This is a genomic window from Streptomyces sp. NPDC045998, assembly GCF_056430285.1.
Window position 1 is genome coordinate 70870 of record NZ_JBWKLJ010000007.1, and the last position, 22703, is coordinate 93572.

Consider the following 22703-nt stretch of genomic DNA (forward strand, 5'->3'; position numbering starts at 1 on the left):
TTCGTCAGCCGATGGCCAAGGGCTTCAGGATAGGTCCCGGGTCCTACTGACGGGTCAGCAGGTCGCGGACACGAGCGGCGGTGGCCCGGTCACGGGCCGCCGTGAAGGGCAGGGCGTTGCCGCCGGTGATGCGGAAGGGCTCGCCGGACGCGGTGATGTGCGTGCCGCCCGCCTCTTCCACCAGCAGCAGGCCCGGCGCGTGGTCCCAGGCGTACTCCCAGGTGAACGCGAGCGCGTCGGTCACGCCCCGGGCGATGTCCAGGTACGCCAGGCCGGCGGAGCCGCACGGCCGGGGGTGGACGCCTTCGGTGGCGAGGCCCAGCAGGGCGGCCTTCTGCTCCGGGGTGGTGTAGTCGGGGTGGGAGGTCGCCACCCGGAGCACCTCCCCGGGCACCGGCGAGCCGGACCGTATCGGGATGCCGTTCAGCCGGGCGCCGTGCCCGCGCACCGCGACGGCCATCTCCTCCGCCACCGGGGCGTAGGTCCAGCCCGCCAGCAGCTCGCCGTGGCGTGCGAGCGCGACGAGCGTGCAGAAACCGGGCTCGCCGCGCACGAACTGCCGGGTCCCGTCGACCGGATCGACGATCCACACGGGCGCGTCGCCGCGCAGCGCTTCGTACACCTCCGGGTCGGCGTGGACCGCCTCCTCGCCGACCACCACCGAGCCCGGCAGCAGCGCGGTGAGCGCGGCCGTCAGATGGGTCTCGGCGGCCCGGTCGGCGATGGTCACCAGATCGTGCGGGCCGCTCTTCTCGAGGATCTCGTGCGTGGCGAGCTGCCGCCAGCGCGGCATGATCTCGGCGGCCGCCGCCGCGCGCACCGCCTCTTCGACCCGCGAGGACAGAGAACCGGATCCCTCGAGAAGCTCATCGATCATGTGTCCAGCCAATCACGGACCACTGACAACGGGCGACCGAACCCCGAGAACGCGCGGCCGGTTCCGTCAGCGGCCGGTTCCGTCAGCGGCCGGTTCCGTCGGCAGCCTGGTCCGTCAGCGGCCGACCGCGTACCCCTGCATGCCGCGCGGGTTCGCCGCCGCCGAGAGGATCCCGGTGCGCGGATCGCGCGCGACCGCGCACAGCCGCCCCTCGGTCCAGGGCCCGCCGACCGTCACCTCGTGGCCCCGGCGCCGCAGCTCCTCGACCACCGCCGGGTCCATGCGGGACTCGACGGTGACCGCGCCCGGCCGCATGGCACGCGGGAAGAAGGAGCTGGGGAAGGCGTCGTTGTGCCAGTTCGGCGCGTCGATGGCGGCCTGGAGGCCGAGGCCGCCGTGGGTGACGGCGAGCCAGAAGTGCAGCTGCCACTGGTCCTGCTGGTCGCCGCCCGGTGTGCCGAACGCCATCACCGGCACCCCGTCCCGCAGCGCCAGCGACGGCGTGAGCGTGGTGCGCGGGCGGCGGCCGGGCGTCAGCGAGTTGGGCAGACCGGGATCCAGCCAGGCCATCTGGAGCCTGGTGCCGAGCGGGAAGCCCAGTTCGGGCACGACCGGGTTGGACTGGAGCCAGCCGCCGCTCGGCGTGGCGGCCACCATGTTGCCCCAGCGGTCCACGACGTCGAGGTGGCAGGTGTCGCCGCGCGTGGCGCCGTCCACCGTGACGGTCGGCTCACCGGCCCCCAGGGCGGCCGGAGCGGCGGCGCCCGCCCGGGCCGCGTGGTCGCTGAGCCGCGGCGTACGCCCGCCGGGGCGGCCCGGGAGCAGCTCGTACGACGCCTTGTCGCCGATGAGCGCGCGCCGCTCAGCGTTGTACGCGCGGGACAGCAGGGCGTCGAGCGGGACGTCGGCGGCGTCGCCGTACCAGGCCTCGCGGTCCGCCATGGCGAGCTTGCAGACCTCGACCAGCAGGTGGACGTAGTCGGCGGAGCCGTACGGGGGCAGCGGGTCCGGCAGGAGGGCGAGCTGCTGGAGGAGGACGGGTCCCTGGCTCCAGCCACCCGCTTTGCACAGGGTCCAGCCGTTCCAGTCGTACGTGACCGGGTCCTCGTACGCCGCCGACCATCCGGCCAGGTCCCCGGCGGCGAGGGTACCGGTGTGGCGGGTGCCGCTGGTGTCCATGGTGGGGCGGGCGGCCTGCCGTACCAACGCCTCCGCGATGAAGCCGGTGCGCCAGACGCGCCGGGCCTCCTCGATCTGCGCGACCCGGTCGTCCCCGGCGGCCGCCGTCGCCTCCTCGATCAGCCGGCGCCAGGTACGCGCGAGAGCCGGATTCCGGAAGAGGGAGCCGGGGGCGGGGGATTCTCCGTCCACGAGGTACACCTCGGCGGAGGAGGTCCACTCGGTCTCGAACAGCCCCCGTACGGTCTCGACGGTCTCGCCGATCGCCGCCACGGGCACGTGCCCGTCCTCGGCGTACGCGATGGCGTACCGCAGGACCTGGGCGAGGGACGCGGTGCCGTGGTCCCGGAGCAGCAGCATCCATGCGTCGAAGGCCCCCGGTACGGCGGCGGCGAGCGGTCCGGTGCCGGGGACGAGGTCGAGTCCGAGGGACCGGTAGTGCGCGAGAGTGGCACCGGCGGGGGCCGGGCCCTGCCCGCACAGGACCCGTACGTCCCCGCCGGCGGGCGCCAGGATGACGGGCACCTCTCCGGCCGGGCCGTTCATGTGCGGCTCCACGACGTGGAGGACGAACCCGGCGGCGACGGCGGCGTCGAAGGCGTTGCCGCCGTCCTCCAGGACGGCCATCGCGGTCTGGGAGGCGAGCCAGTGGGTGGAGGACACCATGCCGAAGGTGCCCTGGAGGGTGGGCCGGGTGGTGAACATGGCCGGAGCGTACGCGCTTTCGAGTGAGTCTGCGCCGAGGCGGATCGGGGCCGTACGGATCGGGTACTCGGGCCGCATGATCGACGAGAGCCATGTACGCGAGCTGCTCGCGCTGCCCGACGACGGGGCCGCGCTCGTCCTGATGGAGGGACGGGCGCATGTGGTCCGCCCGGACCGGCTCGCCTCCGCGCGGTACGAGGGAGCGGCCGTGCTCCTGACGCGCGGCGACCTGGTGGACCGGATCGGCACGCCGTCGCCCTCCGACCACCAGGTGCGGGAGCTGGCGGCGACCCTGCGGACCATGGCCGGGGAGCTGGGTGCGTGACGGGCGCCGGGCGGGGAACCCGTCGACTCCGGCGAACAGGAAGGAATGACGTCATGGGCGAACGCGGACGGCAGGAAGACCGGAACAAGTCACCGCTGGAGCGGGTGACCGGCGAGAACGACGTCCACCCGGAGGAGGAGCGGAAGGGCACCCGCACCGGACGGCAGAGCGGCACCGAGAGAGGCCGCAAGACCGAGAAGTCCGGCGAGGAGGAGGACAGGCCCTGATGGCCGACGTGGAGCACCGGCCTTGACAGCCGGCGTGGAGCACGGGCCTTGATGTCGGCGGGCCCCGATACCGTGGGAGCCCCGACAGGAAGGGCGCGCGGTGCACGGTGAGTACAAGGTCCCCGGCGGCAAGCTGATCACGGTCGACCTGGACGCCGAGGGCGGCGTCCTGCGGCGGGTGCGGGTCGCCGGGGACTTCTTCCTGGAGCCCGACGACGCGTTGGACGCCATCGACCGGGCCCTGGAGGGCGCCCCCGCCGACACCGACGCCTCGGGGCTGGCGGCGCGCATCGACGCGGCGCTCCCGCCCGGGACGGAGATGTTCGGGCTGACCAGCGAGGGCATCGGCGTCGCCGTACGGCGGGCCCTCGCGCACGCCACGGACTGGACCGACTACGACTGGCGGCTGGTCCACGACGCGCCGCAGTCCCCCGCGCTGCACATGGCCCTGGACGAGGTGCTGACGGCCGAGGTCGCGGCCGGGCGCCGGCCGCCGACGCTGCGCGTGTGGGAGTGGGGCGCGCCCGCCGTGGTGATCGGCAGCTTCCAGTCGCTGCGCAACGAGGTCGACGCCGAGGCAGCCGAGCGGCACGGCATCACGGTGGTCCGCCGGATCAGCGGCGGCGGCGCGATGTTCATCGAGCCGGGCAACACCATCACGTACTCGCTCTCCGTCCCCGAGGCCCTGGTCAAGGGGCTTTCCTTCACGGACAGCTACGCCTACCTCGACGACTGGGTGCTGGGCGCGCTCGGCGACATGGGCATCAAGGCCTGGTACCAGCCCCTCAACGACATCGCCACCGAGGCGGGCAAGATCGCGGGCGCGGCGCAGAAGCGGATCGTCGGCGGGGAGGGCGCGGTGCTGCACCACGTGACGATGTCGTACGACATCGACGCGGAGAAGATGACGGAGGTGCTCCGCGTCGGCCGCGAGAAGCTCTCGGACAAGGGCACGACGAGCGCGAAGAAGCGCGTGGACCCGCTGCGCCGTCAGACGGGCCTGCCGCGCGCCACGGTCATCCAGCGGATGATCGGTTCGTTCCGCGAGCGGTACGGCCTGACGGACGGCGCGGTGACGGCCGAGGAGATGGCGCGGGCGAGGGAGCTGGCGGAGACGAAGTTCTCCTCCCCCGAGTGGACGGCACGCGTGCCTTAGAAGGTGTCTCATCGTCGGCTGATCAGCTGATCGAACGTGTCCTCACCAGCCTTTCGGCCTCAGCGTGACCGTTTCCTGCCGGAGAACACGACCCAGCGGTTCAGTGTTGCGGCGCGCTGTTCACAGCCGCCGCAGGGTTGCATCCTCGCGCGATAGGTGACCTTCTTGACCGCGTCGCCCAGCCCGATCTCGTCGTCTATGAAAGCGGGCAGCCGAACCCGCAACGGCTTATGCGCCGCGTCACGTCGACCAGTTTCGCCATCAGTCACTGCTCCACCTCCGCGTGCATGTTCTCCTTCTCGTCGCTTCTCCACATTACCGCCTGTAAATGTGTGCCGCGACAACCAGAGCTCATTCAACCGTCAAATGATGAAGGGTTCGTTTAGCGTGGAATCAGGGCCTGTTGCATCCGTCGCGCCACGGAGGGAGCATTAAGTGGGACCTTCGGCACACGTGAAAGGCGCAGAGATGGCAACTTTGACGATCAACACGCTGCAATGTCATGAAACGACCAGCGGCCCCGGCTCTGACGACGTGTACATCAAGGTCGACGGCGTGCAGGTGTATGGCACCCATGAGTTCGACTCGGATGACTCCGAGGAGATTAACGAGTCGGTCGAATTCACCAACAAGGCGAAGGTCGTCGTACGGGATTACGACTCGGTCTCCCCGGACGATCTCATCGGCAGCTTCTGGGTCCACGAAAGCCTGGCAGGAACGGGAGAGCACGCGCAGACCCTGACCGGCGACGGCTCGAATTATGACATCTACTACGAGGTCACGAAGTGACTGACCGAAGCGCCTGGTCGGCTCCGGACGGGAATCCATCCGGAGTCGACTTGCAATCAGGCGTTACACTCAGACGCAGCTCAGCATTCCTGTGTGGGGGTCGAATTTCGCCTTCTGTCCCTGCGCACAGCATTTACCCTTGTCGCAGTGCTTTCCCGACGGGCAGGGCGTGTTGTTCTCACAGCACTCACCGGGCGGGCAACAGGCCTCGGATGCGCACGAATAGCCCGGCGGGCAGCATTGCTCCTCGATTCGCGGCTCGGGGTCGGAGTCCGGTCCCGACTCGGGCCACACACGTACCCTGCACGCGACCCGGCCCGGGGGGCAGCAGCCCAGCGTCGATGTGTACCGCTCCTGAGGGCAGCAACCGGTCGACGTGCACTGCTCTCCCTCGCAGCACTGGCCGCCACCGCACAGGGGGCCAGGCCTGCAGCACTTGCCGCCTATGCATTTCTCCCCGGGCAGACAACACCGTTCGCCGCAGATACGGTCCTCGGGACAAATCCCGTCCGTCGTACACACGACCTGTTGGCCCGGTGCGTAGCACACCTTGTCGCAGCATTCCTGACCAGGTGGACAGCACTTGCCATTACAGCATTCGTGCCCGGGCGGACAGCAGCTGATGATCTGGCGCAGCGACGGGTACTCATACCCGTTGCAGCAGGTGTGACTGTATGGGCAGCAACGGCGCTGCGGGCCGAAAAGACAGACCTGTTCTCCCACGCAAGGGTCGTATCCGGGCACGCAGTCCTGTCGGCAAACCGGCTCGCATTCGTAGGTCTCCCAACCGGATTCCCGGCAATCACGCATACAGTCGTCGTAGCAACTGTCTGCCAGAGCGACGTTCGCGTCGGAACGCATCCGGCCGGGGGCTGACCGGTACGCGCGGCTCGTACAGTACAGCGAGGCCTCCGCCGTAGCGGTCGGGGCTGGCATGCCACCGACCTCCTTCCTGCCGGTCACCGGTCGTAGTACGGGGACAACTTGGTCACGAGGAAGGGGAACGCTTCTGTCACATCGACGCGGACGAAGTACTTCTCTGTCACGTCGGTCGTTCGATTGGTGTAGGAGAACACCACGTCTTGAATGCTCCTGCTGCCGCTGAGCCGCGACGGCCGCGTCTCGATGGCCGTGAGGGCACGCCCCGACGCGAAGGCATGAGCGGTATTGGCGTAGATCTGCGCGTAACGCACGGCGCAGTAGTTGAGGGCACGGTGCTCGTCGGACGAGCCAGCGTTGTCGGTGATCTGCATCATTCGTTCGAAGAGCTCCCGAGCGGCCGAGCGGAACGGCTCCTCGTCGATGTCGTCCGGTTTGGGCAGACCGGCGATGAGTGAGTCCGTGTCGAAGGCGTACATGTGGTCGAACGCGACCAGGGGAAGCATGAGACCGTTGCACAACTCGGGCGGGGCAAGGGGGCCGCGCAGGCCGATCACCACGTGGAGATCGCTCGCCTGCGGTGACGCGCCGATCGCGTCCACGAGGACGGCGTAGTCCGCGGGATCACGCGGACGCAGGATGTAGGTGTCGATTCCCTGGATCACCAGCACGTAGCACAGTTGCTTGGCAAGATAGCGACTCCGAGGGTCCGAGAGAACGGCGTGCAGGGCCTGCCTGTCCGTCAGGTTGGCCGTCTCGGCGCGGCCGGTCGCCTGGGCGAACTCTTTCTCCGTCCCGAGGCTGGGCATGCGTGGCTCAAGCCGGCCCACCGCATAGACAAACGGAGAATACGGCTCGGAAGAGCGGCCGGCCGCAGGGGCGGTATGACCGCAACCACCGCATGAACAGGGCGACTTGTCATGTGGTACCTGGACGGAGGGAATCGTCTCGCTGCGCGTCGCACGCTCGCCCGGTGGACCGGGCGCAGCGAGGCTCGATTCCGAAGTGGATACCGTGGGTTCTTCCATGAGCTCGGCGTCTCCTTCCTTGATCAATGCGGTGACCCCAAGGACTCGAAAACACGCCAGGCGTTCATCAGGGGCGGCACGACCGATGTGCGGCGCAACGGGGCTCCTGTGATCGCGGAGATCAGTTCCTCGGGCGTGGTCTTCGGCAGCTCGGACATGATGAGAGCCAAAGCACCGGTCACGACGGCCGCAGCCGCGCTCGTCCCGCCGAACGGCCGGAGACCTCCGTGGGCGCCCAGGCTTGTCAAGCCGTCAGCCACAACGCCGACGCCTCGCCGGCCGATGGACCGGCCGATATTGGACATCCGCCAGGGCCGACCCAGCCGGTTGTAGGCGACGACCGGAAGGACCGACCGGTGGCGGGTGACGACCGTGCCGTCGATCGCGCCCTCATTGCCGGTGGCGGCCACCACGATCACACCACGAGCAGCCACGTAGTCGAGCGCGTCCTGCACGGCACGGTGCCCCTTGGACACACCCGTTGCCGACGAAAGGCTCATGTTCACGATCCGTGCACCGGCGTCCGCGAGCTTCACCAGGGCGTCGGCCAGTTCTCTCCATGGGGCGGTACCGGCAGAACGCGCTGCCGAAGAAGGGAAGACGGAGCGGGTGACAAGCGTGACTCCGGGACAGATGCCCACAGCACCCGACCTGCGCCCAGCCACGAGGACACCTGCGGCGGAGGTGGCATGAAGAGCGGAGACATCATCCGCACCGAGTTCTGCCACATCTCGTCGACAGAACCATTCGATCTTTGCGCCGGAAAGCCCTGGATGGCCGACGATCACCGGCCCATCCGCGAGACCTACCCGTAGAGCCGCCGCACCTGTGCTTCTCGCCATGAGGGGAGCGAGAGAAACCAGGGAAGGGGGGAGTCTGAGAGGCGCGTCAGCATCAGAAATCACAGCCCCACCACCGACCGATTCGCCCCCCTGCGTATGTCCAGATTACCCCGCCGGCGCCGGGCCTGCGCGCCCGGAGCCGTGGCGCGCAGCGGAATGCAGACCCCTTTGCTTCGTGCCCGTGAGAGGCGGATTCCGCGGCGTTCGTGAGAGTCACTTGGCGCAGGGTCGTCATCGGGGACAGAGGAATTCGACGAGGGATCACCTCGCGGTGGCGATGAGGACGAAGAAGATGAATCGACCAGGGCCGGTATCTCCCCGTGGATTCACACACAAGCGACTTCCGTGCGTCCAGAGCCGCCGGCCCCGTGTAGGGGCCCATTTCCAGGTGGTGGGAGGTCGTGCCCGGGTCGCTAGTCCGCCTGGGGCGTGTCCCCCGGGCGGAGGAGGTGCCAGCCCCGGTCCGCCTCCAATTGCGCCGCCAGGGAGATGAGGCGTTCCTCGCTGCCGGCCGGGCCGAGGAGCTGCGCGCCGACCGGCAGGCCGGTCGTGGTGAAGCCGGCGGGGACGTTCACGCCGGGCCAGCCGAGGACGTTCCAGGGCCAGGCGTACGGGCAGGCCGCCGCCATGGTGAGGTCGGTGCGCCAGGCCGACAGGTCGTCGAAGGCGCCGACGGCGGGCGGCGGTGCGGCGGTGGTGGGGGTCAGGAGCACGTCGTACGTGGCGAACAGGGCCCCGATGCGGCGGTGCTGGCGGACCTCGCGTTCCCGGGCGGTGCGCAGGGCGCGGCCGCCGAGGCGGTGGCCGGTGCGGGCGGTGCCGCGGGTGCGCGGGTCCAGCAGCGCCGGGTCCGGGTGCCGGTCGGCGTACGCGGCGATGCCCGCGGTGGCGCGCGGCAGGAAGCTCAGCCCGATGAGGCCGTAGCGGGGGCGGGCCTCCTCGACGGTGTGGCCGAGGCGGGCGAGGGCCTCGGCGAGGTCGGTCACGGCGCGGCGTATGTCGGGGTGCAGGGGGTTGCGGGTGGCGGTGAACGCGGAGCGCCACGCGAGTGCGATGCGCAGCCGGCCGGGTTCGCGGCGCGCGGCGGCGGAGGCGTCGACGGGCGCCGGGTGGTGGCGCTCGGAGGGGTGCGCGCCCGAGACGGCGTCGAGGAGCAGCGCGGCGTCGGCGACCGTGCGGGCGAGGGGTCCGTTCACCGTCAGGCCCTCGAAGCAGTCGTTGTACGGGTGCACGGAGACGCGTCCGCGCTGCGGTTTGATGCCGACCAGGTGCGTCCAGGCGGCGGGTATGCGGATGGACCCGGCGCCGTCGGAGCCGAGCGCCGCGGGGACCAGCCCGGCGGCGACGGCGGCCGCCGAGCCGCCGGACGAGCCGCCGGGCGTGTGGCCGGTGTGCCAGGGGTTGCGGGTGGCGCCGAAGGCGGGGCCCTCGGTGAAGGCCCACTGGCCCAGCTCGCAGGTGTTGGTCTTGCCGACGATGACGGCGCCCGCGGCGCGCAGCCGCCGGACGGCCTCCCCGTCGGCACTCGCGGCCGGGAGGTCGCCGCGGCAGCCGAAGGCGGTGGGCAGCCCGGCGACGTCGGTGTCGTCCTTGACGGCGACCGGTACGCCCAGCAGCGGGGCCCGCTCCCCCGCCGCGAGCCGGCGGTCGGCCTCCGCGGCCTCCGCGAGGACGGCTTCGGCGTCGCGCACGAGGCGGAAGGCGTTCACCGTGGAGCGGGTGGCCTCGATCCGGTCGAGGGAGGCCTGGACGAGGGCGGCGGAGGTGACCTGACCCTCCGTCAAGGCGCGTACGGAGTCGGCGAGTCCGGCTATGGCGGGGGTGGACATGGCCGGAGCTTACTGGACGGTAAGTAAGGCTGTCAGGGAGTCAGTCGAGCCGAGGAGGGCGAAGTTCCCACATCTGCGACGCGCCGGGCGCGGCGGACGCCTCCGGCACACCGGACCCGGCGGAGGCGCTGGAGGCGGCGGACGCGTCGTAGTCGGGGGACGCGTCGTAGCCGGCGGGCCCGGCGGGCGTGCCCGGCCGGAAGCCGAGGGCGGCGAGGAAGCCCACCGGGTCGCGGGAGGGCACCACGGTGGCGCGGAGGGCCGGGGCGGAGGCGGGGAGACGGCCGGTCACCGCCCGAACCAGGGCGCGGCCCACGCCCGCCCGCCGCCTCTCCGCGGCGACCTCGACGGCGCCCAGGTACGGCGCTCCGTCCCGCGGGTGGGCATCCACGTAGTCGGCGTAACCGAGGACGGCTCCCGCCTCGTCCAGGGCGAGCAACAGGTGCCGGTTCGGGTCGAGGGAGACCATCCAGACGTCCCGTTCCAGCATGTCCAGGTCGTAGTGTCCGGCCTCGCCCCGCACGCCCTCCGTCCGCACCAGGCGGTCGGGGGCGGAGAGGCGTACGGCCAGCAGGCCCCGGAGCTGCTCGTGGACGGCGTCCGCGTCGACGTCCAGCTCGACGATGCGGGGGCCTGCGCCCTCGGCCGTTGCGTTGCCGTCGTCCATCAGATCTCCCAGACCTCCTGGTCCGCGGGGCGGTAGTCGATGCGCTGCCAGAAGTACTCCAGGCACCTCCAGTACGCGTAGATGTCGGCGTACGCGGCCTGCGGCGCGTCCAGCAGCTCCCGCAGCAGCGCACGCGAGCGGGCCGCGCGCTCGGTGGTGTCGCTCCCCCGGGCCAGGGCCGCGCGCAGCACCTCGTCCTGGCGGACGAGGTCGAGCCGGTAGTAGTTGCCGTCGATCGCGCGGCGGTCGGCGGGGCCGGGCTCCTCGCCCTTGAACATCAGCACGCTGTAGGGGAAGGTCACGTGCAGCACGGGAGCCAGCTTGCGGCGGTTGCAGAAGTCCGACAGGGCGCGGGCGGGGCCCTGCGCCGGGTGGAAGAAGTCGTCGACCACCAGGGCGCCGCCCTCGGGCACCAGGTCGTAGACGGCCTCCAGGGACTGTGTGACCGAGTCGTACAGGTCGGAGTCGAGGTGGACGAACGCCAGGGGGCCGCTCGGCGCCTGGCGCCCGCCGCCGGCCACGGTGTCCGAGAAGAAGCCGGGCACCGGGTGCACGGTGTCGGCGAGGCCGAAGTGGTCGATGGCCTTGCGGAACCGCGTCAGCAGGTCGCCGCGCTCGGGAGCGGCGCGGTAGAAGCCGTCCCGGAAGTAGTCGTTGTCGAACTCCCCGTGCGGGGCGGGCAGCCCCTCGAAGCTGTCGTAGCTGAACACCTGCCGCCCCTGCTCGCGGGCGATCAGGCCGAGCAGCAGCGACGTACCGCCCAGGCCGACGCCGAGTTCCGCGTAGTCGCCCGGCACGTCGCGCAGGCGGCCGTCGAGGAGCCGGGCGTAGCACCAGCTGGCCCAGGGGTACGGCGGTTGCAGGGACCAGGGGCCGACTTCGCGTACCAGGCGGCCCAGTTCGCCCGGGAAGTCCGTCTCCAGCATCAGGTCGAAGGGGAAGGTGGTGGGGGGCACGGTGGTCACGGGCGCTCCGGGGCGAGTAGGTAGTAGGCGAATCCGAAACCGACGAGGTCACGGACGAGGCCGTCGACGGCCGTACGGGCGCGTTCGCTCCGGGCCGCGGCGCGCAGCACCCCGGCCTCCAGCCCGCCGTCGGCCAGGACCGTCCAGACGCGGGCGGCGTCGGCGTTGAGGCGCAGGGACTTTCCGGTGGGCACGCTGTGCAGGCTGTCCGCTTCCGCGAGGACCTCGGGTTCGGGGAGCAGCAGCGCCTCGTCGGGGGCGTCCGCGGGCGTACGCAGCTCGGGGAAGGGCGTGGCGGGTTCGGCCATGCCGTGACGGATCAGGGCGTCGGCGGCGAGGCGCGCGGCCTCGGGGTCGCAGCCGGCGGCGCGGGCGATCAGCGCGCACAGCTCGTCGTAGCGCAGCGGCCTGCCGAGCGGAAGGAGCGGCGCGCCCGTCGGCGCGCCGGGTGTCCGGCCGTGACCGGCGTCGCCTTCGCCGTCCCGGCCGCCGCCGCCCGGGACCGTCACCACCACGTCGCTGCGGGGGTCGTACACGGCCAGGGCGGCGGGCCGTCCTCCGGCGGAGAAGCCGGCACGCGGCCTGATGGCGTGGAGCCCGGGGTGCAGGCGTACGCGGTCGGCGGCGTCGAGCGGGGCGAACAGCCGCAGCGGGCGCCCCTGGGGTACGGGCATTCCGGCGTCGTGCACGGCCCGGAAGAAGACGAACTCCTCGACGTCGCGCGTCTGCACCCGGTGGAACCACTGCCGCGGGCTGCTCGACTCCCGGCCGAACACCTCGGCCGCGGTGGACTCCGCCTCGGCGGCGCTCACCCCCGACGTGACCGTGTAGTCGAGGCTCAGGGCCAGATCGTGCTCGGGCGGCGGAGCGACCGGTACCACGCCGTACTCCGCCGGGTTCCGGGCCACGGGAGAGTGGACGTCCAGCACGAAGGGACTCGCGCCCCAGGTGGTGTACGGGATGCCGTACTGCTCGCGGGACCGCTCCAGGGTCCGCCGTGCGAAGGCCACGGTGCGCGCGGTCTCGTCCCGGGTCTCCCCGGGAAAGCCGAGGATGGTGAAGAGGTGGACGGGGATGCCCGCGCCCAGCAGCGCGTCCAGGTTGCGGCCGACCCACTCCAGCCGCACCTCCTTGCGCATCCGGTCGAGCATCCGCTGGTTGTAGCTCTCCAGCCCGAAGTCCAGGCGCCGGCACCCCGACGCGTACAGGAGATCGGCCAGTTCCCGGCTCCAGCCGTTGGCGAACCGGGTCTCCGCGTACCAGTGGTAGGTACGGCCGCGGCGTACGAGTTCCTCGGCGACGCCCCGCATCGACCGGAGCGTCATGATCTCGTCGACGAAGACGAAGGCGGTGGCCCCGTGGCGGCGGTACAGCTCGTCCATGTCGTCGACCACGTCGGCCGGCGTACGCATCCGGAAGCGGTTGCTCGCGAAGGGGATGGAGCAGAAGCTGCAGTTCCAGGCGCAGCTGCGGGAGGCCAGCAGCGGGAGGAGGGGGCCGGGGGCGAAGTAGCGGCCGAGGTCGTAGTCGGTGTAGTCGGGGCACGGCAGTGCGGCCAGGTCGGCGTCCCGCCCGGGGTTGCGGCGCAGCGTGCCGCCCTCGCGCCAGACGGCGCCGGGGACGTCGTCGAGGCTGCCGTCGCCGAACAGCGCGGTGAGGAGGGCGGGCAGCGCCTCTTCTCCCTCGAAGGCGACGAACACGTCGACCAGGTCCAGGAACGGATGGTCGGCCCGGGTCCACCGGCTGACGAGCCGCGAGACGTAGTTGCCGCCGAACACCACGCGCACGTCCGGACGCCGGCTGCGTACCAGGCGCGCGCAGCCGAGGGCCGCGATGAGCTGCGTGTCCGCGGAGACCGAGACGGCGACGAGACCGAGCCGCGGGTCGGCCAGCTCGTCCGCGAGCTCCTCCTCCAGGACCTCCAGGTAGGGGTTGCCGACCCGGTCGTCGAGGGCGGCCATGACCTGGGAGGTGGAGCTGGTGGCGTACCGCTGCTCGTTGACGGCCAGGTCGAAGGTGAGTCCCGGGTGGGCCGCGGAGACGACCCACTGGGCGTTGCGCAGGGTGGTGGTGGCCCACTGTGTTCTGCGGTGGTCGCCGAGGTGTTTCACGTCCCGCAGCACCGACTTCGCCTCGTCGATGTCGCGGATCGCGGAGGGCAGGACGAGCCGGGCACGTTCCGCCTGTCGCACCGCGGCCGCGTGTCCTGTCCCGTTTCCGGCCGCGGTCTCGGTCAAGGCCGCGATCCCGGTCCCGATGCGGGCGCCCAGTCGACGGAGCTCTCGTCCGGACAGCAGCCGGTCCAGTACGTCCGCGCTCAGGTCCCGGGCTCGTGCGGGAAACCCGGCCTGCCGCAGCGACGCGAGCAGCAGGGGAACCGCCAGGTGCGGTGCGTAGGCGTTCCAGAGGGGCGGGTTGACGAGCAGCGTGGTCGGCTGATCGGGCCGCGCGGCCCGTGCGGACCGGAGCCGGGAAGGCCCCGGGCTCCGGTCCTTCGCCGACCCCACCTGCAACGGCTGAGACATGGCATCCGTTCGGGGTCGGAGGGTGGGTGCGACGGCCGTCGGCCGCCGCACCCCGTTACGCGATGTCCTCGCTGTCGTCCGGCAGCGTGGTGTACATGGCGTACTGGGCCGGCGTGCGGATCTCGGGCTCGATGACCGCGGCCGCCGGCTCCTCGATCGCACCGAGCTCGTCGACCTTCGCCTTCAGCCGGTCGAGGGCGCTGTTCGTCTCCTTCGGCATGCTCCTCCTCCTTTCGTCGGGCTCGCAGGTGGGCGCGGTGCCCCCTGTCGCGGCACCGGGCACGGCCGTGTCCGGTGGTCTGGGGCCGGACGCGGTGGCCGACGCGCCGTGGCGCGGGCGCGCCGCCTCGCGGTCCGGGATGCGGGGGTGGTTACGCGGCGACGGGCTCGGGGAGCCTCGTCACGATGCCCTTGGTCTCCAGGTTCCTCAGCACGCGCCGCACATGATTGCGGGCGGTTTCGGCGTCGACGCGCGAGCCGCTGAATTCCCGGTAGTCGTCGATGAGCTGGTCGAACTCCTGGCCGGTGCAGAGTTCCATGATGGCCCAGCTCGTGGTGTTCAGAATGTGCAGGTCCGGCTTGGCCGGAGTGAATACGAGCAGACAGTCCCACTCCTCCATGGGTCGCTCGCGGATTCCCTCGGTCTTCGTGAACCGTCCTTCGGTGAAAGACATGTCTCTCCTGCTCTGGTGGGGAACAGCGCCTTTCGGGCCTTTTCCCGGGGTTTCTCGTGGGTCCGCCTATCGGGCCGCTCGGTACACGGGAAGGGTGCGGCGCAGGTATTCCTCGGGAAGGTGGGTGAGGTCGGTGCCGTTGTTCATCTCCGAACAGAACGGGTCCTGGCCGTCCCAGCGACCGGTGAAGGCGTAGGCGGTGCTGCGGCAGCCGCCCCGGGTCTTGGACGTCTCGTAGCAGCCGTCGCATCCGCCGGGCCCGGTGGCGTCGCGGAGCTGCCGGTGCAGCGGGTCGTCCCACGTCTTGAGGAGCGGCACCTCGCGGACGCTGCCGAAGTCCACGAGCCCCCGCAGGTACGGGCAGCCGATGGCGGTGCCGCTCGCGTCGAGGGCGATGGACTGCCAGCAGCAGTTGGCGTTCTTGGGGTGCCACGACTTCATGAAGAAGACGTCGTCCGGCGGCTGGACGGCCTCGATGGCGGCGGTCATCTCCGACAGCGGCATGGACAGCTGCGACCAGTTCCGCTTGGCCCGGCCGAGGGGGTACAGGCGCAGGCAGCCGACGCGCGGCACCCCCAGCGAGGAGGCCAGCTCGGTGTACTCCTGCAGCTCCGGCGCGGACCACCGGTTGACGATGCACGCCATGATGACCTTGATGGGGCTGTCCACCAGCCGCTTGATGGCCTCGATCGTGAGGTCGTAGCTGCCCGGCAGCCCGGTGATCCGCTCGTGCGTCTCCTTGCGGGCGGCGAACAGGTCGACGACGACGGTGTTGACGCCGGCGTCGACGAGGCGGTCGACGGTGGGCTGGTCCAGAAGGGTTCCGTTCGTCCGGATCCAGGTCATCAGCCGGCGGCCCGAGTACTCGACCACGTCCAGGAAGTCGGGCCGGAGGAAAGGCTCGCCGCCCTCGTAGAACACGTGCATGATGCCGTTGTCCACGTAGTAGTCGATGAGCTTCCGGTGCTCCTCCAGCGTCAGTTCGTCCGGGCTCCCCTCCGGGGAGCACACGTCGTCGTAACACTGGACGCAGTCCATGTTGCACCGGGTGGTGGCCTGGACCCAGATCTTGACCGGTTCGTGCATGACCGCTTCCACGCGGTGTCCTTTCGTCGACGTGGGTGACGTGGGTGACGTGGCTCAGCTGTTCCGCAACCGGTCGCTGTCCTCGGCCCAGAAGCGGCGGGCCACCGCGCGCCTCCAGTGGAGGCTGCCGTTGGCGCCCGAGCGATGCCAGAGATACGGGTGGTGAAACGAGCAGTGTCCGGCCGGGACTTCGTGCGCCGCCGTGGGCAGGCCGAGGGCGACGGGATCGGGCAGCGCCGGCAGCCCCAGGGTCGCCAGGTGGTCCACTCCCGTCAGACGCTCGCCGTCGGGGGCCGGGGGCCGGTCGGGCACCTGGGGAGGACGGAACCGCCCGCGCCGGTGCGTACCCGGAGCGAAGATCATGGCGCCGTTGCCTTCGAGGGCGTCGTCCAGAGCGATCCAGCAGGTGAGGAACCGGTCGTCGAACTCGGCGTAGACGGCGAAGTCCTGGTGCCATTGGATCTCCGCGCCGTGCCGGGGCGGCTTGATGAAGGTCTCGTCCCCCATCGGCCGGGCCGGCGCGCCCAGCAGCTCGGACGCCCATGCGGTGATGAGGCTCTCCGCCTCCGCCACCACGTCCTGCTGCCGCTCCCACCAGTTGATGAAGATCTTCAGTTCGCCGGGCCCCTGGGCGGAGACGCCGTCGAAACGCAGATGGCGGTCGTCGACCAGGCCGTACTCGCGGTCCAGTCGCGCGGTCAGCTCCTCGCGCTGCTCTTCGGACAGCAGGCGCCCCGCGGTGACGCTGCCGGTGTGGTGGTACTGGTCCACGGCCGCGGCCGGGATCGTGTTCACGCCCATGACGTACGTACCTTTTTCTCGCTACGGAAGTCTCGGCACGCTGCCCGAGGTGCCCCGCGGCCGGCCGCCCGGCGGCGGCCGGGGCGGTGGAGTCCCGGGCGGCGGGAGGCCCCGGGGAGTGGAGCGCCGGGCGGCTGGATGCCCCGGGGAGGGTGGAGCGCCGGGCGGCGGGGGTGTCAGGCGGCCGCGCGCGTCAGGTGCAGCGCCGCTTCGGTGCGGTCCAGTGCGTCAAGCAGCCACTCCACGAGCCGAAGGCCGTCGGGACCCAGGTCGGAGGAACGATTCCTCAGCTGGTCGCCCAGGTAACGGGCCCGCTCGCGGCACTGCTGCGCACGGTCCGGCGCGCCCGCGGGCAGCGGCCACCACTCGGCGGACGGGCCCGGGCCCTCATCCGCCGCCTGGCATGCGCGGGTGTACAGAAGAGCCAGGTGTACGTACACGTGGAAGGCCGCCAGCGCCCGGTCCGGGGACCACAGGTTCGTGTCGAAGGCGGACGGACGGTTCCAGTGCGCCACGACCGGTTCGGCATCCCGCTCGGAATAGCCCGCCGCCAGGATGCTCCGGGACGCGTACAGGTCGTAGAGCCGGTGGTGCACCGACTCGTGCACCAGCAGTTCGGCCACCGTGAGCGGATGGTCTCCCGGGACCAGCCTGAGGAAGACGGCCCCCGGTGCGCCACGGTCCGAGGCGCTGCGGAACACCGATCGGCCGGCCACCAGGACCAGCACCTCGACGTGACGGAACAGGCCGACGGCCAGCTCACCGAGGAGGTGACGTGCCAGTCCCCCGGCAGAGTCGAGCAGTTCGAGGTCCTCGGGCCGCGGCACCACCGTCGCGGCCTCGATGCCCTCACGGTGCTGCAGCTGGTCGGCGCAGAGCTCGGCGAACCGAGCGGCCGCCCCGGGTGCTTCCGCACCGGGGTCCCAGACCCGCACATCACACCCCTCGGGTCTGCCCAGTTCGAGCGCGGGCAGCCGTACGTCGCGGAACACGCTCACGTGCCGCTCGGGGCCCTCCGCGTCGGCGCCGAGGCCGGCCAGCAGGCCGACCACCGCGCTGTTGTCGCTCAGCCGCCCCGACTTCAGCTCCCGTAGACCCAATTCGAGCGTGTCCCGGACCACGGGGTCGAAATACAGGCGCTCCTGCCGGATGCGCAGCGCGCCGGCGGCGATGGCCGGGCCGGCCGGCGCTAAGGAGTCCGACAGGATTTCCAGCGTGAAGTCGAGCACTTCGGCCGCGCGCCTTCGTATGGCGGACGCGTCCCCGAATTGCGGGTGCTCGGCGAGGAGTTTGGAGACGTTCTGGGCTTCGATCACAGCAGACACACGCGCTCCGTCGGCCAGGTTCGGGCTCAGGAATCAACCTCTTCGAGATCACTGACGCTCGATCAGAACGTAAAAGGGCTGCTGTTGATAAGTCAACAGTCGTTCTTGCGCGTTGACGATCGTTTTACTTTCTCATGACAGACCCCGTGGAGGTCTTCATGGAGGTCCTCATGGAGGTCCTCCTGGCCGTCCGCATCGCCGCGGGCCACGCCGACCAGCAGGGCCGCCAGAGCGAGCAGCAGGGCTGCCAGTAGAACGGCTGAGCTCAGACCGAGGACGGAAGCCGACGCACCACCCAGAAGTCCCCCGAGAGGCATGCTGCCCCAGGCGAGGACCCGGTAGGCGGCCGTGACCCGGCCGGTGAGGGCGTCCGGGATGCGGGCCTGCCGCTCGGAGACCGTGACCACGTTCCACACCACCACGCACAGCCCGTTGACGGCCAGGAGGACCGCGGCGAACGCGGCCGAGCGGGAGACCGTGAGCAGGGCGAAGGCCGCCGCCGAACCGGCGGCGGAGCCCGCCAGTACCAGCCGCGGTGGCAGTCGGCGGGCCAGCGGGGCCGCGACCAGAGAGCCGGCGATGCTGCCGAGGGCGCTCGCCGTCAGCAGCAGGCCGTAACCGGCGCCCGTGAGGTGCCACTGCTGCCGGGCGAACAGGACCATGACGCCCCAGGCGGCCGCGCTCCCCATGCCCAGCAGAACGGTCGCCATGGCCAGCGTTCGCACGACCGTGTCGCCGCGCAGCCAGCGCAGCCCCTCGGCGACGCTGTGCCGCAAGGACGGCCTCGTCGCCGACGAGACCGTCGCCGACGCGGCTGTCCGCGACGCGGCTGTCCGCGATGGGCGGAAGCGGCCCCGGACGCCTGCCAGCAGCACCACTCCCAGCAGGTAGCTGACGGCGTCGACGCCTGCGGGCAGCCACTGGGCCACCGCGAACAGGGCGGCACCCGCCGCCGGTCCCACGAACTGGACGAGGACGGTCGAACTGCCCTGGAGAAAACTGTTGGCGCGGACCAGCGAACCCGTGCCGACCACGGACGGGATCACCGCCTGCACCGAGGTGTCGAAGAAGATCTGAGCCGTCCCCAGAGCGAAGAGCACGGCCAGCAGAAACCAGATGTTCCCTTCACCGAGTGCCACCGCCACCGCCAGAGCCATCACGAGCAGGGCGCGGCAGCTGTCGGCGATCAGCAGCACGCTCTTGCGGTCCCAGCGGTCGACCAGTCCGCCGACCAGCAGCCCGAGGAACAACCAGGGTGCCTGTGCCGCGGCGGCGGCCGCGGAGACGAGCAGCGGGTCCTGGGTCCAGTGGCTGGCCAGCAGGGGAAAGGCGCTCAGCTCGAGCCCGTCGCCGAGCCCGGAGACCGCTGCCGCGGTCCAGAGCAGCCAGAAGTCCCGGGGCAGCCCCAGCGGTCCTGGCTTCCTCCCCGCTTGCTGCTGCATGTGTTGCTCAACCCCCTTACTCAATGGGAACGGTCATGGGTTCGGGCCCCGGCCCACGAGCGCGACCCGCGGGCGTGGGCTCCGCCGTACGGCACCCCTCAGCCTTCTGTCCCGGCTCCGGCGAAGGACGCCCGCGCGAATCGAACCCCATGCTCGCTCCGGGCCCGCCCCGCGCCCGGGTTGGCCAAGGGGGTCGGTGCCTGCCGATGGCACACCCACGTTTCCCCTCATGCCTGTTGAGGCGACGAGTGTGCCACGCCGGTGGACGCCCGTGCGGGGTGGTGTGCCGCCTCGGCTGCCCACCCCCGGACCGGGGCCGCATCCGCCGCGAAGGCCACCGCGGACGGAAAAACGGCGGTTCGCGTTCTCCTTCAGGGGGACCATTCACCGGGTCCCTCCCTACTCCTGCGGTCGGAGACACCGGGGGTCCGGCGGCGGATTCGCCCAACTCCCGTTTCCGAGAGGGTGGGTGGGTCACAGCCACCCTCTACGTAAGGAACGGCATCATCGTGCGCAGCAGACGAATAGCCCCTCTCCTGGCCGTGGGCGCCGTCGCGACCCTGATCCCCGCCCTCGCGCCCGCCACCGCCTCCGCCACCCCTTCCGCCGCGTCGCCCTCGCGTCCCGCGACCGCGGACCCTCTGCAGCGGTACCTGCAGCAGAAGCCGCAGTGGAAGCGGTGTGACGCCGAGAGCCCCGCCGCCTTGCAGTGCGCGACCCTCAAGGTGCCGCTCGACTACAGCCGTCCCGGCGGCAAGCAGATCGACATCGCGGTGTCGCGTCTGAAGGCGAGCAGCACCAAGGAACGTCGCGGTGTGCTGCTGCTCAACCCCGGGGGCCCGGGCGGCTCCGGCCTGGACATGCCCCTGTACCTGGGGCCGGATCTGCCCGCGGCCGTGAAGAAGCAGTACGACCTCATCGGCTTCGACCCGCGGGGCGTCGGCCGGAGCACCCCGGTCGGCTGCGGCCTCGCGGACGACGAATTCAACTGGCAGCGCCCGTACAAGGCGGCGACGTTCGCCAAGGACGTGAAGTGGGCCCGTACGGTCGCCGACAAGTGCCAGGCCAAGGGCGGCGCGGTCCTGCCCCACCTCACCACCCGCAACACGGCCCGCGACATGGACGTCATCCGCGGCGTGCTCGGCGAGAAGAAGATCTCCTACCTGGGGTTCTCCTACGGAACGTACCTCGGAGCCGTCTACACGCAGCTGTTCCCCCAGCGAGCGGACCGGTTCGTGCTGGACAGCGGCGTCGACCCCCAGCGCGCCTGGCGGGGCATGATCCAGGTGTGGGCCGAGGGCGCCGAGCCCGCGTTCACGCGCTGGACCGAGTGGACCGCGAAGCGCCACACGACGTACCGGCTGGGCGACACTCCGGCCAAGGTCCGCAAGACGTACTGGGACCTGGTCGCCCGGGCCGACCGCAAGCCCATCGATGTCGACGGGACGCGCATGACCGGGGACGACATCCGCGCCGAGCGGGCCGTCTTCTTCTACGTGCGGAACGCCGCCGAGCGGGTCGCCGACCTGAAGAAGGCCGCCTCGGGCCAGAAGCCGGCCCCGTCCCGCAACGGCGACGCGACGCCGAGCCCCGAACGCCCCGCACCGCCGGCGTTCGCCCGGGCGGAGGTCCCGTCGGACAACGGCGACGCGAGCTTCTGGGCCGTCGTGTGCGCCGACACCCGGGCGTGGCCGCGCGACCCGGAGCAGTACCGCCGCGACGCGATCCGCGACAAGGCCAGGTACCCGCTGTACGGCGACTTCGCGTCGAACATCATGCCGTGCGCGTTCTGGAAGAACGGCAGTGAGCCCGCGACCGTGGTGAACAACAAGGTCGGCGCGCTGATCCTGCAGAACGAATGGGACTCCCAGACCCCGCTGACCAGCGGTCAGGGCCTGCACCGGGCCATGAAGGGCTCGCGCATGGTGACGGTCCTGGGAGGCGAGGGCCACGGCGTCTACACAACCAAGTCCTGCGCCGACAAGACCGCCACGGCCTACCTGACCACCGGCAAGCTCCCGGCGAAGGACCTCACCTGCCGCACCCCGGCCGCCTCCGACCAGCCGGCCCGTCTGCGGCTGCCGCTGCCGACGCCTCCGGGCGTCCCGGCGATGAACGCACGCTGACGAACGCCGCTCACCGGCGTGGGTGGGGGCCTTCCGTCGCGGAAGGCCCCCACCGCCGGACACGGTGAGCCGTAGCCGCCGGTGAGCGCCGAGGACGCCGCCGCCGTCACGGCGACCCCACCTCGCGCGCCCGCCCGACGCCAAGGCGCCCGCGCCGGCCGCGCCGGCCGCGTCAGGGACGGCGACATCCGCGAACACGCCACCGCGCCGGCCCGGGGGAACGGTCAGCCGGTCGGCAGGCCCAGCCCGTAGTACGTGACGTGGTAGCCGTCCACGTCCTCGGCCTCGCGGCCGACGATCAGGTCGGACGGATCGTTCACGCCCACCGCCCGGGCCGTCGCCACGAGCATCTCCGCGAGCGCACGGCCCTTCGGTTCACCGGGGCCGCCCGCGTCCACGCGCCACACCGGGCCGCCGTCGCCGTAGACCGACGCGGTGCCGGGGTGCTGGGCGAGTGTCCCCCAGCCGAGGGAGGCCGGATCGACATCGTCCGGGGCGAAGCAGCCGATTGTCAGCCGGTCGCCGCATGCCACGTTGAACAGGATGGGCGCGCCGCGGTCGGTGCGGCCGTAGACCGGCATGCCGATCCTGATGCCGAGTGCGGTCGTTTCGGCGGGCAGCGCGCCCAGGAAGCCGTCCAGCGTCCGGGTGACGGTCTCCCAGCTCCGGGCCGTCCAGCCACCGGGGAAGCCGAGGCCGGAGTTGGCCGGGTCGCGATTGCTGCCGAAGAAGCCGCTGATCGCGTACTCCTCGCCGATGCCCTGACGCCAGAACCAGTTCTCCGCCGGCCCGGTGGGCTGCAGGACCAGCTCCGGCCCCTCGGCCCCGGCGCGCAGTTCCAGCGTGTCTTCCCTGCCGCGCCACCGCAGGAAGGGCGCGCCCCAGAACTGCCCGCCGTCGTAGTAGGGCCCCAAGTCGCCGTGCGAGCCCATGATGGAAGGCGTACCCAGCGCGATGGTCAGCTCCTTCCTGACGGCGCGGAAGGCAGGCCTGCGCGGCGGCTTCCCGGGCGGCCGTCGTCACGGGAACCGCGAGCTCCACGTACGACTCCCCGTCGACGTAGGACTTCTCGAACCGGCCCACCGGGCGCAACCGGGCGTTCCCCGGCGCCCGGCCGGTGATCAGGACGGGACTCTCCGGCGTGCCGCCCCAGGCCCAGCCCAGCTCGGCCGCCAAGGCCCTCGCCCCGTCGGGCGTCCAGCCGCCGGTGTCCGCCGCGACGAGCCGCCGGGCGAGGTCCGCGATGGGTTCCTCTT

The 22703-nt window shown here is 71.4% G+C and carries 21 protein-coding genes; 5 read left to right on the forward strand and 16 right to left on the reverse strand.

The annotated features are described in order from the left end of the window. Nucleotides 1-43: 43 nt before the first annotated feature. Nucleotides 44-877: an inositol monophosphatase family protein gene (locus AC07FJ_RS21270; protein ID WP_361416048.1), complete on the reverse strand. Its 834-nt coding sequence runs from the start codon at nt 875-877 to the stop codon at nt 44-46. A gap of 114 nt (nt 878-991) precedes the next feature. Then, nucleotides 992-2761 carry a gamma-glutamyltransferase family protein gene (locus AC07FJ_RS21275; RefSeq protein WP_479050920.1) on the reverse strand — a complete coding sequence of 590 codons (1770 nt, stop codon included), beginning with the start codon at nt 2759-2761 and terminating at the stop codon, nt 992-994. Between the two features lie 76 nt (nt 2762-2837). Between AC07FJ_RS21275 and AC07FJ_RS21280 the strand changes: the two genes are divergently transcribed. The 3 genes from AC07FJ_RS21280 to AC07FJ_RS21290 all read left to right on the forward strand — a co-directional run bounded on the left by AC07FJ_RS21280 (nt 2838) and on the right by AC07FJ_RS21290 (nt 4469). Beyond that, nucleotides 2838-3086 (forward strand): hypothetical protein, encoded by a 249-nt coding sequence (locus tag AC07FJ_RS21280; protein WP_479050921.1) that lies wholly within the window; start codon nt 2838-2840, stop codon nt 3084-3086. Nucleotides 3087-3139: 53 nt separating this feature from the next. Further along, nucleotides 3140-3313 carry a hypothetical protein gene (locus AC07FJ_RS21285; protein WP_479050922.1) on the forward strand — a complete coding sequence of 58 codons (174 nt, stop codon included), beginning with the start codon at nt 3140-3142 and terminating at the stop codon, nt 3311-3313. Nucleotides 3314-3413: 100 nt separating this feature from the next. Then, nucleotides 3414-4469, forward strand: coding sequence for a lipoate--protein ligase family protein (locus tag AC07FJ_RS21290; RefSeq protein WP_479050923.1), 1056 nt, complete (start codon nt 3414-3416; stop codon nt 4467-4469). A gap of 59 nt (nt 4470-4528) precedes the next feature. Here the strand turns inward: AC07FJ_RS21290 and AC07FJ_RS21295 are convergent, their stop codons facing one another. Then, nucleotides 4529-4738 (reverse strand): hypothetical protein, encoded by a 210-nt coding sequence (locus tag AC07FJ_RS21295; RefSeq protein WP_479050924.1) that lies wholly within the window; start codon nt 4736-4738, stop codon nt 4529-4531. Between the two features lie 199 nt (nt 4739-4937). Between AC07FJ_RS21295 and AC07FJ_RS21300 the strand changes: the two genes are divergently transcribed. Next, nucleotides 4938-5258 (forward strand): C2 domain-containing protein, encoded by a 321-nt coding sequence (locus AC07FJ_RS21300; protein ID WP_479050925.1) that lies wholly within the window; start codon nt 4938-4940, stop codon nt 5256-5258. Nucleotides 5259-6217: 959 nt separating this feature from the next. Here AC07FJ_RS21300 and AC07FJ_RS21305 read toward each other — a convergent pair. The 12 genes from AC07FJ_RS21305 to AC07FJ_RS21360 all read right to left on the reverse strand — a co-directional run bounded on the left by AC07FJ_RS21305 (nt 6218) and on the right by AC07FJ_RS21360 (nt 19321). Next, on the reverse strand, nt 6218-7165 hold the full coding sequence (locus tag AC07FJ_RS21305; protein WP_479050926.1) for a cyanobactin maturation protease PatG family protein: 948 nt from the start codon (nt 7163-7165) through the stop codon (nt 6218-6220). A 23-nt stretch (nt 7166-7188) separates the two neighbouring features. Next, entirely contained in the window at nt 7189-8007 is an 819-nt protein-coding gene (locus tag AC07FJ_RS21310; RefSeq protein ID WP_479050927.1) for a S8 family peptidase, read from the reverse strand. Nucleotides 8008-8420: 413 nt separating this feature from the next. Then, complete coding sequence (locus tag AC07FJ_RS21315; RefSeq protein ID WP_479050928.1) at nt 8421-9836, reverse strand: amidase; 1416 nt, start codon at nt 9834-9836, stop codon at nt 8421-8423. Between the two features lie 40 nt (nt 9837-9876). Further along, nucleotides 9877-10503, reverse strand: coding sequence for an N-acetyltransferase family protein (locus AC07FJ_RS21320; protein WP_479050929.1), 627 nt, complete (start codon nt 10501-10503; stop codon nt 9877-9879). Next, nucleotides 10503-11468, reverse strand: coding sequence for a TylF/MycF/NovP-related O-methyltransferase (locus AC07FJ_RS21325; protein ID WP_479050930.1), 966 nt, complete (start codon nt 11466-11468; stop codon nt 10503-10505). Before AC07FJ_RS21325 ends, AC07FJ_RS21320 begins: the two co-directional genes overlap by 1 nt. After that, nucleotides 11465-13993 (reverse strand): B12-binding domain-containing radical SAM protein, encoded by a 2529-nt coding sequence (locus AC07FJ_RS21330; RefSeq protein ID WP_479050931.1) that lies wholly within the window; start codon nt 13991-13993, stop codon nt 11465-11467. The genes AC07FJ_RS21325 and AC07FJ_RS21330 overlap by 4 nt, the downstream gene beginning before the upstream one ends. A gap of 55 nt (nt 13994-14048) precedes the next feature. Beyond that, nucleotides 14049-14213, reverse strand: coding sequence for a hypothetical protein (locus AC07FJ_RS21335; protein WP_479050932.1), 165 nt, complete (start codon nt 14211-14213; stop codon nt 14049-14051). A 151-nt stretch (nt 14214-14364) separates the two neighbouring features. Then, a complete protein-coding gene (locus AC07FJ_RS21340) occupies nt 14365-14667 on the reverse strand; it encodes a PqqD family protein (protein ID WP_479050933.1) in 303 nt (100 codons plus the stop codon). Nucleotides 14668-14733: 66 nt separating this feature from the next. Beyond that, on the reverse strand, nt 14734-15753 hold the full coding sequence (locus tag AC07FJ_RS21345) for a radical SAM protein (protein WP_479050934.1): 1020 nt from the start codon (nt 15751-15753) through the stop codon (nt 14734-14736). 54 nt (nt 15754-15807) lie between these two features. Further along, complete coding sequence (locus AC07FJ_RS21350; protein WP_479050935.1) at nt 15808-16554, reverse strand: phytanoyl-CoA dioxygenase family protein; 747 nt, start codon at nt 16552-16554, stop codon at nt 15808-15810. Between the two features lie 176 nt (nt 16555-16730). Further along, a complete protein-coding gene (locus tag AC07FJ_RS21355) occupies nt 16731-17879 on the reverse strand; it encodes an aKG-HExxH-type peptide beta-hydroxylase (protein ID WP_479050936.1) in 1149 nt (382 codons plus the stop codon). 92 nt (nt 17880-17971) lie between these two features. After that, nucleotides 17972-19321: an MFS transporter gene (locus tag AC07FJ_RS21360; RefSeq protein WP_479050937.1), complete on the reverse strand. Its 1350-nt coding sequence runs from the start codon at nt 19319-19321 to the stop codon at nt 17972-17974. A 509-nt stretch (nt 19322-19830) separates the two neighbouring features. Here AC07FJ_RS21360 and AC07FJ_RS21365 point away from each other — a divergent pair. Next, nucleotides 19831-21447, forward strand: coding sequence for an alpha/beta hydrolase (locus tag AC07FJ_RS21365; RefSeq protein WP_479050938.1), 1617 nt, complete (start codon nt 19831-19833; stop codon nt 21445-21447). A gap of 224 nt (nt 21448-21671) precedes the next feature. Here the strand turns inward: AC07FJ_RS21365 and AC07FJ_RS21370 are convergent, their stop codons facing one another. Then, entirely contained in the window at nt 21672-22379 is a 708-nt protein-coding gene (locus tag AC07FJ_RS21370) for a hypothetical protein (protein ID WP_479050939.1), read from the reverse strand. Nucleotides 22380-22703: the final 324 nt, after the last annotated feature.

Excerpts from the sequence above, each read along its gene's own strand:
- AC07FJ_RS21280 (WP_479050921.1), top strand. The coding sequence starts at position 2,838 with ATGATCGACGAGAGCCATGTACGCGAGCTGCTCGCGCTGCCCGACGAC.
- AC07FJ_RS21370 (WP_479050939.1), bottom strand. The coding sequence starts at position 22,379 with ATGGGCTCGCACGGCGACTTGGGGCCCTACTACGACGGCGGGCAGTTC.
- AC07FJ_RS21335 (WP_479050932.1), bottom strand. The coding sequence starts at position 14,213 with ATGCCGAAGGAGACGAACAGCGCCCTCGACCGGCTGAAGGCGAAGGTC.
- AC07FJ_RS21305 (WP_479050926.1), bottom strand. The coding sequence starts at position 7,165 with ATGGAAGAACCCACGGTATCCACTTCGGAATCGAGCCTCGCTGCGCCC.
- AC07FJ_RS21275 (WP_479050920.1), bottom strand. The coding sequence starts at position 2,761 with ATGTTCACCACCCGGCCCACCCTCCAGGGCACCTTCGGCATGGTGTCC.
- AC07FJ_RS21345 (WP_479050934.1), bottom strand. The coding sequence starts at position 15,753 with ATGCACGAACCGGTCAAGATCTGGGTCCAGGCCACCACCCGGTGCAAC.
- AC07FJ_RS21360 (WP_479050937.1), bottom strand. The coding sequence starts at position 19,321 with ATGCAGCAGCAAGCGGGGAGGAAGCCAGGACCGCTGGGGCTGCCCCGG.
- AC07FJ_RS21270 (WP_361416048.1), bottom strand. The coding sequence starts at position 877 with ATGATCGATGAGCTTCTCGAGGGATCCGGTTCTCTGTCCTCGCGGGTC.
- AC07FJ_RS21285 (WP_479050922.1), top strand. The coding sequence starts at position 3,140 with ATGGGCGAACGCGGACGGCAGGAAGACCGGAACAAGTCACCGCTGGAG.
- AC07FJ_RS21310 (WP_479050927.1), bottom strand. The coding sequence starts at position 8,007 with ATGGCGAGAAGCACAGGTGCGGCGGCTCTACGGGTAGGTCTCGCGGAT.
- AC07FJ_RS21300 (WP_479050925.1), top strand. The coding sequence starts at position 4,938 with ATGGCAACTTTGACGATCAACACGCTGCAATGTCATGAAACGACCAGC.
- AC07FJ_RS21350 (WP_479050935.1), bottom strand. The coding sequence starts at position 16,554 with ATGGGCGTGAACACGATCCCGGCCGCGGCCGTGGACCAGTACCACCAC.
- AC07FJ_RS21315 (WP_479050928.1), bottom strand. The coding sequence starts at position 9,836 with ATGTCCACCCCCGCCATAGCCGGACTCGCCGACTCCGTACGCGCCTTG.
- AC07FJ_RS21340 (WP_479050933.1), bottom strand. The coding sequence starts at position 14,667 with ATGTCTTTCACCGAAGGACGGTTCACGAAGACCGAGGGAATCCGCGAG.
- AC07FJ_RS21320 (WP_479050929.1), bottom strand. The coding sequence starts at position 10,503 with ATGGACGACGGCAACGCAACGGCCGAGGGCGCAGGCCCCCGCATCGTC.
- AC07FJ_RS21330 (WP_479050931.1), bottom strand. The coding sequence starts at position 13,993 with ATGTCTCAGCCGTTGCAGGTGGGGTCGGCGAAGGACCGGAGCCCGGGG.